Raw genomic sequence first — 12,915 nt, 5'->3', positions numbered from 1 at the left:
GCGGCCGGGCCGCCCGCTCAGTGCGCCGCGTCGTGCCAGTTGGGGCCCACCCCCACCGACACGGCCAGCGGGACCCGCAGCTCCTGGGCGCCGGACATGTGCTCGACCACCAGCTCCCGCACCGTGTCCAGCTCGCCGGGCGCGACCTCCAGCACCAGCTCGTCGTGGACCTGGAGCAGCATGCGCGAGGCGAGGCCGTTCTCCCGCAGCGCCCGGTCCACCCGCAGCATCGCGAGCTTGATGATGTCGGCCGCCGACCCCTGGATGGGCGCGTTGAGGGCCATGCGCTCGGCCATCTCGCGGCGCTGCCGGTTGTCGCTGTTGAGGTCGGGCAGGTAGCGGCGGCGTCCCAGCATGGTGGCGGTGTAGCCGTCGCGCCGCGCCCGGGCCACCACGGCCTCCAGGTAGTCGCGGACCTTCCCGAAGTGGGCGAAGTAGTCCTCCATGAGGACCCGCGCCTCCTTGGGCGTGATGCCGAGCTGCTGCGACAGCCCGTAGTCGCTCAGCCCGTAGGCCAGGCCGTAGTTCATGGCCTTGATCCGGGCCCGCGCCTCGCCGTCGACCCGGTCCACGGGCAGGTGGAAGACCCGCGCGGCGATCTGGGCGTGGAAGTCGTAGCCGCTCTGGAACGCCTCGATCAGCGCCTCGTCCTGCGACAGGTGCGCCATGATCCGCAGTTCGATCTGGCTGTAGTCGGCGGTGAGCAGGTACTCGTAGCCCTCGCCCACGACGAAGGCGCGGCGGATGCGCCGGCCCGCGTCGGTGCGCACCGGGATGTTCTGTAGGTTGGGGTCGGCCGAGCTGAGCCGTCCGGTGGCGGCCACCGTCTGGTTGAAGGTGGTGTGGATGCGCCCGTCCTCGGCGACGGTCTTGATCAGCCCCTCGACGGTGGTGCGTAGCTTGGTCTGGTCGCGGTGGCGCAGCAGGATCACCGGGAGCTCGTTGTCGGTCTGGGCCGCCAGCCAGGCCAGCGCGTCGGCGTCGGTGGTGTAGCCCGTCTTGATCCGCTTCGTCTTGGGCAGGCCCAGCTCGTCGAAGAGGATCTGCTGGAGCTGCTTGGGCGAGCCCAGGTTGAACTCGCGGCCCACCACCCGGTGCGCCTCGTCCACCGCCTGGCGCACCGCGGCGGCGAACTCCTCCTCCAGCGCGTGCAGGTAGTCGAGGTCGGCGGCGATGCCCGCGGACTCCATCCGGGACAGCACCCCCGCCAGCGGGATCTCCAGGTCGCGCAGGAGCCCGTCGGCGCCGCGCCGGGCGAGCTCGGCGTCCAGGGCCAGGGCTAGCTCCAGGGTGGCCAGCGCGCGGGTGGCCAGCGCGCGGCGCTGCGCCTCCTGGTCGTCGCCCACGCCGTCGAGGTCGAGGGTGAGCTGGGCGCCCTCGGCGCCGGACTCGGTCAGCTCCCGGCCCAGGTAGCGGGTGCACAGGTCGGCCAGGTCGAAGTTGCGCCGCCCGGGCATCGCCAGGTAGGCGGCGATGGCGGTGTCGGAGTCGAGCCCGGCCAGCTCCCAGCCGCGGGCCCGCAGCGCCGTCATCGGCCCCTTGGCGTCGTGCAGGGCCTTGGGGCTGGCCGGGTCGGCCAGCCACGCGGCGAGCGCGGCCTCGTCCGCCGGGTCCAGCCGCGCCGGGTCGAGGCAGACCGCCCGGCCCGACGGCGCCGCGACGGCCAGCCGGACGACGTCGCCGCTGCCGCGCCCCCAGGTCCCCTCGACGGCCAGCCCGGTGCGCGCTCCGGCCGCGGTCTCGGCGGCCAGCCACGCGGCGAGCCCGCCGGGGGCGACCTCGACCAGTTCGACGGCGAACCCCTCGTCGGGGACGTCCGCGGCCTCTCCGGCGGCCTCGCTCTCGCCCAGCACCGCGAACAGCCGGTCGCGCAGGGTCGAGGCGAACTCCAGGTTGTCGAAGAGCAGGTTGACGCCGTCGCGGTTCCAGGCGCCCAGCGTCATCTCGGCCACGTCGAGGCCGACGTCGACGTCGGTCTCGAGCCGGTTGAGGCGCTGGTTGCGCAGCACGTCGTCGAGGTGGTCGCGGAAGTTCTGCCCGGCCTTGCCGCCGATCTCGTCGGCGCGGGCCACCAGCTCGTCCAGGGAGCCGTACTTGGCCAGCCACTTGGCGGCGGTCTTGGGCCCCACCCCGGGCACCCCCGGCAGGTTGTCGGACTTCTCCCCCACCAGCGCCGCGAGGTCGCGGTAGCGCTCGGGCGGCACCGCGTACTTGGCCTCGACCGCCTCGGGGGTCATGCGGACCAGGTCCGACAGGCTCTTGCCCGGGTACAGCACCGTGCAGTCGGCGCCGACCAACTGGAAGGTGTCGCGGTCGCCCGAGGCGATGAGCACCTCCATGCCGCGGTCGAGCCCGCGGACGGCCAGCGTGGCGATGATGTCGTCGGCCTCGTAGCCCGCGACCGACAGGCTGGTGACGCCGATCAGGCCCAGCAGCTCCTGGAGCAGCCCGACCTGGCCGGGGAACTCCGGCGGGGTCTCGGCGCGGCCCGCCTTGTAGTCGGCGTACTCCTCGTGCCGGAAGGTCGGCTCGGAGCGGTCCCAGGCCACCGCGATGTGCGTGGGCTGCTCGTCGCGCAGCAGCTTGACCAGCATCGAGGTGAAGCCGTAGATGGCGTTGGTCGCCTGGCCCGCGCTGTTGACGAACTTCTCCGCCGGGAGGGCGAAGAAGGCGCGGAAGGCCATGGAGTGGCCGTCCACCAACAGCAGCCGAGGGCGTCCACCCCCCTCGCCGGCCTCGGAGGAACGGGTCTGCTCGGGGGTCGCCTGTGTGTTCACCACACGACGAATCCTAGGATGCCGGGGGGACAATTTCGCGGCCCCCGGCGGAGCACGTCCGATCCACTTCCCGACACGGAGCTCGTCCCATGGCACTGGACCCGCAGAAGCAGACCGAACTCCTCGGCTCCATCCCCCTCGGCGCGCTGGCCGAGCGGATGGGCGTGGAGCTGCTGGAGGCCTCCGCGACGCGCATGGTCGGCCGCATGCCCGTCGAGGGCAACACCCAGCCCTACGGCCTGCTGCACGGCGGCGCCTCCTGCGTGCTCGCCGAGACGCTCGGCTCGATCGGATCGGCCCTCCTCGCCGGGCCGGACCGCGTCGCCGTGGGCATCGAGATCAACGCGACGCACCACCGCAGCGCCACCTCCGGCCACGTCACCGGGGTGGCCGTGCCCGTCCACAGCGGCCGCACCCTGGCCACCTGGGACATCGAGATCACCGACGACACCGGTCGGCGCGTGTGCACCTCCCGGCTGACCTGCATGCTGCGCGACGCGCCCCCGCGCTGAGCCCGCCCGGCACCACCGCCACCGGGGCGGCGCGCGGCGCGCCGCCCCGTCCGCACCAGAAGACATCGGAGGATCGGATGCCCGGGTTGGGCACGCTCGTCAACGTCATCGCCATCGTCGTGGGTTCGGGCCTGGGCCTGGCCCTCGGCGGCCGCCTCCCGGAGCGCACCCGGACCGTGGTCACCGACGCGCTGGGGCTCGTGGTGCTCCTCATCGCCGCGCTCAACACCGCCGAGGTGCTCTCCGCCGACCTCGCCGCGGCGGTCGGCGGCGCCGCCCCCACCCTCATCGTGCTGGGCTCGCTGCTGCTCGGCGGCATCGTCGGCTCCCTGCTCCGCATCGAGCAGCGCCTGGAGCAGCTCGGCCGCACGCTGCGCGCCGTGCTGACCCGCCGCTCCGCCGCGGCGGTCGCCGCCTCCCCCGGCTCCGGCACCGCGGAGGGGGGCGCGGCCAGCGCCTCGGAGCGCTTCGTGGAGGGCTTCGTCAGCTCCTCCCTGGTCTTCCTGGTCGGCCCCCTGGCCATCCTCGGCGCGCTCAGCGACGGCCTGGGCAACGGCATCGACCAGCTCGCCCTCAAGGCCGCCCTGGACGGCTTCGCCTCGATCGCCTTCGCCGCGGCCCTGGGGCCGGGCGTCCTCGCCTCGGTCCTGGCCGTCCTCGTCTACCAGGGCGCCTTCACCCTGCTGGGGGTGGCCCTGGGCAGCGTCCTGCCCGACGCCCACATCGCCGCGCTCACCGCCACCGGAGGGCTGCTGCTCGTCGGCGTGGCGCTGCGCCTGCTGCGCATCCGCGAGGACCTGCCCGTCGCCGACCTGCTGCCCGCCCTGCTGGTCGCCCCCCTCCTCACCGCGCTCGTCGCCGCTTTCTGACCCCGAATTCTCCGGCGTTTTCCAGACCGGCACTATTTCCGGGTTTTCGCCGCCCGAAGCCCTTTCGCCACCACGTGAAGCCTCCGTCACACAACTCTCCGTAAAAGCCCCTATTACCAGCCAAATATTCGGCTACAGGTAAGTAACAGCATGAACCCGACTCCGCAGCGACACACCGGACCATCTTCCTCAACCTCAGATTCCGGCGTTAAGCTCCGCTAACGCCCATGGTTAAGCCCGCCCGAACATGGCGGCAGGGCAGACGTGGAGATTCACACGCGATCAACGCGGGTTGAATGGAGAGATGGATGCCTAAGACGAAGGCGCTGGGCTTTACTGCCGCGGTCGCGGCGCTGGCCCTGGGACTCACCGCGTGCGGCGGTGGCGGCGAGAGCGGCGAGGGAGGGGAAGGCGGCGGCGACGCGCTGCAGTTCGGCTACATCTTCCCCGAGAGCGGCGACCTCTCCTTCCTCGGCCCGCCGCAGATCACCGCGGCCGAGTACGCGATCCAGGAGATCAACGACGCCGGCGGTGTGCTGGGGACCCAGCTTCCCGAGCTCGTGGGCGGCGACGAGGCCGGCGACGCAGCCCAGGCCAACGAGGCCGCCAACCGCCTGCTCGACCAGGGCGTGGACGCCATCCTGGGTGCCGCCGCCTCCGGCATGACCATGGCGATCATCGACTCCGTCACCGGCGCCGAGGTCGTGCAGTGCTCGGGCTCCAACACCTCGCCCGCCCTCAGCACCTACGAGGACGGCGGCTACTACTTCCGCACCGCCCCCAGCGACCTGATGCAGGGTCCGGTGCTCGCCGAGACCATCCTCGCCGACGGCCACCAGAGCGTCGCCATCGCCTACCGCGCCGACGACTACGGCGAGGGCCTGGCCAACTCCGTGGCCGAGGCCCTGGAGGCCAGCGGTGCGGAGATCACGGCCAAGGAGAGCTACGACCCCAACGCGACCAACTTCGACGCCGCGGTCAACGCCATCGCCGACTCCAAGCCGGACGCGGTCGTCCTGGTCTCCTTCGAGGAGGGCGTGCAGGCCATCTCCGGCCTGCTGGAGGCCGGCATCAAGGCCGACCAGATGTACAGCGCCGACGGCATGAACTCCACGACCCTGAACACCTCCGTCGACGAGGGCGACCCGTCGGTCCTGGACGGCTTCAAGGGCACCGCCCCCGGCGTGAACGCCCCCGAGTTCGACCAGGCCCTCGCCGAGTTCGCCCCGGACCTGGAGGACTACCAGTACGCCGCGCAGGTCTACGACTGCGCCATCACGATCGCTCTGGCCGCCGAGGCCGCGGGCAGCACCGCGCCCTCCGACTTCGTGTCCGAGATGATCGACGTCACCCGTGACGGCGAGAAGTGCACCTCCTTCGCGGAGTGCCGCGACCTGCTGTCCGAGGGCGCCGACATCGACTTCGACGGCGTCAGCGGCCCGCTGGACTTCGACGAGAACGGCGACGTCACCGCCGCCTCGTTCATGATCTACGGGTTCGAGGACGGCGAGTACACGGTCTTCGAGTACGTCCAGAGCGGCGGCGAGGAGTAGTCCTCCCCGTCTCCCGCACGCACCGGGCCCGGAACCGCAGGTTCCGGGCCCTTCCCGTGTCCGCCGACCCGCTCCTCCGGCCCCCTGGCGCCCGCCCCGCTGTCCCGGCCCGCTCCTCCGGCGCCCCGGCCCCGGACCGCAGCGGGGGGAGGGCCGCGGACAACGGAGGAGGGGTCCCGGACGTCCTCCGGAACCCCTCCGCGCGGCGGGGGCGGCTCAGGCCTTGGCCAGCGTCCCCAGGTACAGCTCGATCACGTTCGGGTCGCTCAGCAGCTCCCGGCCCGTGCCGGTGTAGGCGTTGCGCCCCTGGTCCAGCACGTAGCCCCGGTCGCAGATCTGTAGGCAGCGCCGGGCGTTCTGCTCCACCATGAGCACCGAGACCCCGGTGGCGTTGATCTGCTTGACCCGCTGGAAGACCTCTTCCTGGTAGATCGGCGACAGGCCGGCGGTCGGCTCGTCGAGCAGCAGCACCGACGGGTTCATCATCAGCGCCCGGCCCATGGCCACCATCTGGCGCTCGCCGCCCGACAGCGACCCGGCCTTCGCCTTGCGCCGCTTGGCCAGCAGCGGGAACAGCTCGGCGACCGCCTCGAACCGCTCGGGCACCTGCTTGGGCCGCAGGTAGGCGCCCATCTGGAGGTTCTCCTCGATCGTCAGCGACGGGAACACGTTGCGCGTCTGCGGGACGTAGCCCACGCCCCGCTTCACCAGCTCGTGCGCGGGCAGTCCCACGATGCTCTGCCCGCGCAGCGACAGGCTGCCGCTGCGCACCGGGATCAGCCCGAACACCGTCTTGATCAGCGTCGACTTGCCCGCGCCGTTGGGGCCGATGATCGCCACGATCTCGCCCTCGGACAGCGTCAGCGTGCAGCCGTTGAGGATGTTCACCCCGGGCACGTATCCGGCCACGAGGTCGCGCGCCACCACCAGGTAGTCGCTGTCGGCGCCGACCTCCTCGGCCGCGGCGCGCTCCAGGACCTCCTCGCGCGCCTGCTGGTGGGCCGCCGCCTCGTCCGGCGTCGCGCCCCGCTCCTGCTCACTCATGGCTTCCCCCGCTGTCGGTCGGCGGCTCCTGCTCGGAATCGTCGTGCCCGGCGCCCAGGTAGGCGTCGATCACCCGCTGGTCGGCGCGGATGTCCGAGGGCCGGCCCTCGGCGATCACCTTCCCCTCGGCCAGCACCACGATCCAGTCGCTGATGCCCATGATGACGTCCATGTCGTGCTCGACGAAGAGTACCGTCCTGCCCTCGTCGCGCAGCGCGGTGATGTGCTCCAGCAGCGACTGCACCAGTGCCGGGTTCACCCCCGCCATCGGCTCGTCGAGCATGATCATCGACGGTTCGACCATGAGCGCGCGGGCCATCTCCAGCAGCTTGCGCTGTCCGCCGGAGAGGCTGCCCGCCATCTCGTCCTTCTTGGCCAGCAGCTTGAACCGCTCCAGCAGATGTTCGGCCCGCTCCCGGTTGGCCGCCTCCTGGGCGCGCCACACCGGGCGCGCGAACGCGCCGAGCATGCGCTCACCGGTCTGCCGCGGCGCCGCCAGCAGCATGTTCTCCATGACCGTCAGCCGCGTCAGCGCCTTGGTCAACTGGAAGGTGCGGACCATCCCCCTGCGGGCCACCCGGTGCCCGCCCAGGCCGTTGAGCCGCGTGCCGTCGAAGTGCCACTCCCCCGCGTCGACCCGGTCGAATCCGGTGAGCAGGTTGAACAGGGTGGACTTGCCCGCACCGTTGGGGCCGATCAGCGCCGTGATCGTGCCCCGCTGCACCTCCAGGTGGTCCACGTCGACCGCGGTCAGGCCGCCGAAGGAGCGCCGCACCCCGTCGACCACGAGGATCGGGTCCGGCTTGGCCACCCCCGGTACCGGCTCCACCCCGGCCATCCGGTCGGCCGCGGCCCCGTTCACGTCACTTGACATTGACCAGCATCTCCTTGCGGTTGCCGATGAGCCCTTGCGGCCGGAAGACGATGAGCACCACCAGCGCCACGCCCACCAGCGCGTGCCGGATGCCGCCGATCTCCGAGTTGGTGATGAACGTGATCACCCCGGAGGAGGTGAGCTGGCGCAGCACGCTGTCGGAGGCCGTGAGCAGGAACCACATCACCACCGATCCCAGCACCGGCCCCAGGGTGCGCCCGGCCCCGCCCAGCAGCAGGATCGCCCACAGGTAGAACGTCACCTGCGGCATGAACTGGTCGGGGGTGATCGTCTGCTGGTTGACCACGAGCATCGCGCCCGCCAGCGCGCCGAACACGCCGCCCAGGACGAGGCTCTGCATCTTGTAGACGAAGACGTTCTTGCCGAGGCTGCGCACCGCGTCCTCGTCCTCGCGGATGCCCTTGATGACCCGTCCCCACGGGCTGTGGACCAGCAGCCACATCAGCACGCTGGCCAGCAGCACCAGCCCCCAGGCGACCGTCATCATCCACAGGTCGCGGGCGTTGAAGGCGAGCCATCCGAAGCCGTAGCGGCCGGAGGGGAAGGGGTTGAGGTCGTAGAAGCCGCCGGCGAACCCCTGGAGGCCGTAGACGCCGCCGGTGATGTCGCGGAGGAACTCCGCCCGGTAGACGAGGCGCGCCACCTCGGCCACCGCGATCGTGGTGATCGCCAGGTAGTCGGCGCGCAGCCGCAGCGTCGGGACGCCCAGCAGCAGCGCCAGCGCGACCGCGCAGGCGATGCCGACCAGGATGCCCGCCCACAGGGGCAGGCCGAAGGTGCTCACGCTGACCGCGACGCCGTAGCCGCCGACCAGCATGAAGCCGACCTGGCCGAAGTTGAGCAGGCCGGTGTAGCCGAAGTGCATGTTCAGTCCGATGGCGGCAAGCGCGTAGACGGCGGCCACCGGACCGATCGCCGACCGCGTGGCATCGGCGAGGACCTGCAGAATATCCATCGTTCCTCTCCTAGCCGACCCGCTCGCGCCGTCCCAGGATGCCCTGGGGCCGGACCAGCAGCATGATGATCATGATCCCGAGCGCCCAGGCGTTCATGAGCTGCGACGGGAACCACAGCGTGGACAACTGCGCCACCAGGCCGATGACCAGGCCGCCCACCATCGCGCCGTAGGCGGTGCCCAGGCCGCCGAGGATGACCGCGGCGAACATCAGCAGCAGCAGGTGGAAGCCCATCTGCCAGTAGACGACCTGGTTGAGGCCGTAGAAGACGCCGCCCAGGGCGGACAGGGCGCCGCCCAGCGTCCACACGTACAGCGTCACCCGGTCCACGTTGATCCCGGAGGACTCGGCCAGGTCGCGGTTGTCGGAGACCGCCCGCATCGCCTTGCCGACCCGGGTGAACTGCAACAGGGCGGCCACTCCCACCAGGACCAGCACCGACAGGACCATGATCGTCAGGTCGCGGGGGGTGATCGCGACCGGTCCCAGCCGCATCGCCTCCTGGAGCTGGAAGTCGGGGTAGGTGATCCGGTTGCCGCCGAAGGCCACCAGCAGGACGTGCCGCAGCACCATGGCCAGGCCGATGGAGACGATGAACATCTGGATCAGCGCCACGTTGCGCCTGCGCAGCGGCCGCCAGACGAACCGCTCCAGCACCGCGCCCAGCAGCCCGCCCAGCAGGATCGCCACCAGGGTGGCGAGCACCATGGGCCGGAACACGAAGCCCAGGACCGGGCCGAGCAGCCACACGTCCGACAGCAGGCCGGTGATCGCGGTGTGGACGTCGGCGAAGAGCGTCATGCCGCTGAACAGCAGCGCCATGAGCGCGCCGAAGGTCACCATGTCGCCGTGGGCGAAGTTGGTCAGCCCGGTGGTGCCGAAGATCAGGGACAGGCCGACCGCGGAGATGGCGATGATCAGCCCGTAGAGCAGTCCGGCGACGGTGAGCTGGAGGACCTTGGTGCCGAAGGAGGAGTTGGCGGAGACGCCCGGCGCGGCCGCCACGCCCTCGGTGCCGTCCTCCCCGCTGCCCGAGGACTCCCCGGCGGAGTCGTCCTCGCTCTGCGTGGGCGACGGCGTGGACTCCTGTTGTCCCGGGTACTCGAGGACGAAGATCACGGTGCGTTGCTGTCCGGGCCTGACCTGGACGTCGGTGTGCTCGGTGCCGGGCCGTTCGGCGACGACGAACTCGTCGGGCACGGACTCCTCGTCCAGCACAACGCGGTAGTCGCCCGGTCCGGGCAGCTCCACTTCCCATCTTCCCTCAGAGTCGGTGGTCGCCGTCCCGATCTCCTCGTCCCCCTGGAAGACCGTGATGTCGATTCCCTCCACGGTCTCGGGTTTGCGGATCTGACCGTTGAGCGTCTCACCGCCCTGGGTGTCTGCCACCGCCCCGGCCGGGGTCGCCAGGATGGCGGCGACCACGGCGAGGAGGACAGTCACGAGGCGTCTGCGCACGTGCGCGCTCCCTTGCGCATATCGAGGAGGCCCCGGGGCTCACCCATGGGCCAAGCTGGTTGTTTCGGTGGCGCGAGTTTAGCGGGATTTAGGCGGTTTATTCAGGATCACTTAAGCCACGTGATCCAAACGTCATTGCTTCGTGCGCAACCGTGACGCAATCGGAACTGTCCTGCCGTTGACTCGCTTTTCCAGGAGAAACACGGAAGGGCCGGCCGCTGGGCGCGGCCGGCCCCACAACAGCCCCGCGGGGACCGGGGGGCTTCCCCCGGGGGGCGGTCACTGGTCACCGAGGGTCTCCAGCACGGTCTCGGCCACCTTGCGCATCGTGAGTCGGCGGTCCATGGAGTTCTTCTGGATCCACCGGAACGCCTCGGGTTCGCTGAGGCCGTGCCGGCTCTGCAACAGCCCTTTGGCGCGCTCGACGATCTTGCGGGTCTCCAGGCGCTCGTTGAGCCCGCTGACCTCGGCCTCCAGGGCGGTGATCTCCGCGTAGCGGCTCACCGCCATCTCGATGGCGGGCACCAGGTCGCTCTTGGTGAAGGGCTTGACCAGGTAGGCCATCGCTCCGGCGTCGCGGGCCCGCTCCACCAGGTCGCGCTGGGAGAAGGCGGTCAGGATGACCACGGGCGCGATCCGCTCGGCGGCGATCCGCTCGGCGGCGGACAGCCCGTCCAGGACGGGCATCTTGATGTCGAGGATGACGAGGTCGGGGCGGAGCTCGGTGGCGAGGCGGACGGCGGCCTCCCCGTCCCCGGCCTCTCCCACGACCTCGTAGCCGTCCTCCTCCAGCATCTCCTTCAGATCCAGTCGGATCAGGGCCTCGTCTTCCGCGATCACCACGCGGCTCTGCGTCTGCGTCTGCGTCACAGACAAGAGGGTACAGAGATCCGCTAAGATAGTCTGCACCGTCCGGGGCCGCCAGCCCCTGGCCGGACCGTCCCCGGAGGAACGCGGGAATCCCGGAAAAGCTCCTCCAGGACGACCAGATTCGACAGCGCCCCGGTAATCCAATCGGTAGAGATGGTGGACTCAAAATCCATACAGTGTCGGTTCGAATCCGACCCGGGGTACTCTTCCCCTTCGCACGCGAAAGCCGCCCGCCAGAGGCGGCTTTCTTGTCTGCCGTCCTCTTTTCCCCGCACTCCTTCCGCGCCCCGGGCGGCGGACCGGCGGCTCCGGGGGCGTGCCGCGCCGTCCTGCCCCTCCCGGGGCCCGCGCCTTGCCCCGGACCGCCGACGACGCTCGCGGCGGCACCGCTCCGGACGTTTTTCCGCACCGTCGCGCAACGGTGCTCCCCTCAGGGCGGGAATTGCCGGGAGGCGTCCGCCGGAAACGGCTCCGTGCGCCTTTTTCCCGTACCGCTCCCCCGGTCGGCGTCCGCCGCTTTCCCCGGCGTTCCGACGCCGCCTTCCGCCATTGCGGAAAACCGGTCTGCGGCCTGTTCTGCTCCGCGCCGCGCCGCCCCGTCGGCCGCAGGGGAAAGCCCCGCGGACCGGGAGGGCGCGCGGATTCCCGCCGTGTTTTCCGCGGCGGAGGGCCGGGGATTTGCGGGGCCCGGTGCCTGCCTTCGGGGCCGGGCCCGGCCCGGCGGGCCGCTTCGGAGGTCCGGAATCCGTCGCGCGGTCGGCGCGGAACACCGGGGCTCCTGCCGTCTGCGTCTCCGGGCAGTGACGCTACCTGCACCTTCTCCCCGCTTCCGGGCATAGCGGGTCACATCACGGCCACAACCTGAGTACAACATGCCGCTTTGGTTCCTGTCGCCGCCCGGGGTCGTCGATCCTGGAAGCACTGGATTCTTCCGTGTGTCCTGCCACGGACGGCGGCGAGGAGAGGAGTGACGGGTGTTCACCGCGGTGGCCGGGGTCGTGGGCGCGCTGGCGATCGGCGCGTGGGCCGTGGTGTCCTGGGCGTCCAAGCGCCGCCTGCCGTGGCTGATGGCCCCCCTGGCGCTGCTCACCGTGGTGCTCGTCGCCGCCGGCCTCCCCGGGTGGTCGCTGCTGCCCACGGCGGCGCTGCTCGTCGGCACCTTCGCGGAGCTGGTCGTGGGCGCCTACGAGGCCCCGGCGCTGCGGACCAAGGATCCGGACGCGCCGTTGAGCACCGAGCGCTGGGCGGCCGCGGTGGCCGCGCCGTTCCGCGTGGCGCTGGCCGAGCCGTGGGACGTGGTGGTCCGTCCGCAACTGCGGTCGCGCTACCGCCGCACGTTCGCCCGGGAGCTGGGCGTCACCGACCGGGCAGGGCTGCTGGCGAAGATCGAGGGCCTCTGGGCGGAACTGCACGCCGCCCCCGAGACCGACCTGGTCGTGGACCTGCGGTCGGGGGTGGCGCGCAGCCGCCGCTCCGACGGCTGCCAGCCCGAGCAGACGCTGGTGCTCACCGCCGAGCAGGTGGCGCGGCTGCGCGAGGTCGCGGGGGCCCGCGAGCCCGCCGACTCGGTGGTGGTGGGCGCCTACCAGTGGTGGCGGGCGGTGTACCTGGTCCCGTTGATCTGCGGCGGCGCCACGCTGGACTGGCTGAGCCCGGTGGAGACGCAGGGGCTGCTGCGCCGGGTGGCCGCGGATCTGCAACGCCGGTTCGGCGGGTGGAGCCAGTTGTCGGCGGCCTTCCACGCCGGCTTCCTGCTGGAGCAGGACGGCCCGGCCGCGGCGGGAGCCGACCGGATGTGGGCCGCGCTGGGCCTGCTGACGACCGATCCGACGAGCCCGTGGCGGCTGCTGCCCTGGGACATGCCGCTGGACCGGGTGGTCGTGGGAGAGCGGGGCGAGGGCCGCGAGCACCGCTCCTGAGACGCCCCCTCCTCGCCGGGGCGGGGCCGGACTCCCCGGACGGGGCGCGGCGTGGTCACCCC

At 71.5% G+C, this 12,915-nt stretch carries 10 protein-coding genes and 1 tRNA gene; 5 read left to right on the top strand and 6 right to left on the bottom strand.

Annotated features, from left to right (window positions below; genetic code table 11):
- Nucleotides 1-17: 17 nt before the first annotated feature.
- Nucleotides 18-2,780, bottom strand: a complete 2,763-nt coding sequence (polA, locus tag AC529_RS13610) for a DNA polymerase I (RefSeq protein WP_068757253.1) — start codon at nucleotides 2,778-2,780, stop codon at nucleotides 18-20.
- An 86-nt stretch (nucleotides 2,781-2,866) separates the two neighbouring features.
- Here polA and AC529_RS13605 point away from each other — a divergent pair, with 86 nt between their 5' ends.
- The 3 genes from AC529_RS13605 (at nucleotide 2,867) to AC529_RS13595 (ending at nucleotide 5,711) form a co-directional block, all read left to right on the top strand.
- Nucleotides 2,867-3,289, top strand: a complete 423-nt coding sequence (locus tag AC529_RS13605; RefSeq protein ID WP_068757252.1) for a PaaI family thioesterase — start codon at nucleotides 2,867-2,869, stop codon at nucleotides 3,287-3,289.
- Between the two features lie 77 nt (nucleotides 3,290-3,366).
- Nucleotides 3,367-4,158 (top strand): DUF554 domain-containing protein, encoded by a 792-nt coding sequence (locus tag AC529_RS13600; RefSeq protein WP_068757250.1) that lies wholly within the window; start codon nucleotides 3,367-3,369, stop codon nucleotides 4,156-4,158.
- A 308-nt stretch (nucleotides 4,159-4,466) separates the two neighbouring features.
- Nucleotides 4,467-5,711 (top strand): ABC transporter substrate-binding protein, encoded by a 1,245-nt coding sequence (locus AC529_RS13595; RefSeq protein WP_068757249.1) that lies wholly within the window; start codon nucleotides 4,467-4,469, stop codon nucleotides 5,709-5,711.
- A gap of 216 nt (nucleotides 5,712-5,927) precedes the next feature.
- On the opposite strand, the gene AC529_RS13590 is transcribed toward AC529_RS13595, so the two are convergent.
- The 5 genes from AC529_RS13590 to AC529_RS13570 form a co-directional block, all read right to left on the bottom strand.
- Nucleotides 5,928-6,755 (bottom strand): ABC transporter ATP-binding protein, encoded by an 828-nt coding sequence (locus tag AC529_RS13590; protein ID WP_068757247.1) that lies wholly within the window; start codon nucleotides 6,753-6,755, stop codon nucleotides 5,928-5,930.
- Nucleotides 6,748-7,629: an ABC transporter ATP-binding protein gene (locus AC529_RS13585; protein WP_232306732.1), complete on the bottom strand. Its 882-nt coding sequence runs from the start codon at nucleotides 7,627-7,629 to the stop codon at nucleotides 6,748-6,750. Before AC529_RS13585 ends, AC529_RS13590 begins: the two co-directional genes overlap by 8 nt.
- Nucleotides 7,619-8,605 carry a branched-chain amino acid ABC transporter permease gene (locus AC529_RS13580; protein WP_068757244.1) on the bottom strand — a complete coding sequence of 329 codons (987 nt, stop codon included), beginning with the start codon at nucleotides 8,603-8,605 and terminating at the stop codon, nucleotides 7,619-7,621. The genes AC529_RS13585 and AC529_RS13580 overlap by 11 nt, the downstream gene beginning before the upstream one ends.
- A 10-nt stretch (nucleotides 8,606-8,615) precedes the next feature.
- Nucleotides 8,616-10,064: a branched-chain amino acid ABC transporter permease gene (locus AC529_RS13575; protein WP_198156420.1), complete on the bottom strand. Its 1,449-nt coding sequence runs from the start codon at nucleotides 10,062-10,064 to the stop codon at nucleotides 8,616-8,618.
- Nucleotides 10,065-10,343: 279 nt separating this feature from the next.
- Nucleotides 10,344-10,907, bottom strand: a complete 564-nt coding sequence (locus tag AC529_RS13570; protein WP_068757241.1) for an ANTAR domain-containing response regulator — start codon at nucleotides 10,905-10,907, stop codon at nucleotides 10,344-10,346.
- Between the two features lie 156 nt (nucleotides 10,908-11,063).
- Between AC529_RS13570 and AC529_RS13565 the strand changes: the two genes are divergently transcribed.
- Both AC529_RS13565 and AC529_RS13560 read left to right on the top strand, forming a co-directional pair.
- Nucleotides 11,064-11,137, top strand: a tRNA-Leu gene (locus tag AC529_RS13565).
- 771 nt (nucleotides 11,138-11,908) lie between these two features.
- On the top strand, nucleotides 11,909-12,853 hold the full coding sequence (locus tag AC529_RS13560) for a DUF1266 domain-containing protein (RefSeq protein ID WP_068757240.1): 945 nt from the start codon (nucleotides 11,909-11,911) through the stop codon (nucleotides 12,851-12,853).
- The last annotated feature ends 62 nt before the right edge of the window (nucleotides 12,854-12,915 follow it).

Origin of the sequence: Thermobifida cellulosilytica TB100 (assembly GCF_001517975.1) — a bacterium.
Lineage (GTDB): Bacteria > Actinomycetota > Actinomycetes > Streptosporangiales > Streptosporangiaceae > Thermobifida > Thermobifida cellulosilytica.
This window is presented reverse-complemented; position numbering and strand designations above follow the sequence as displayed.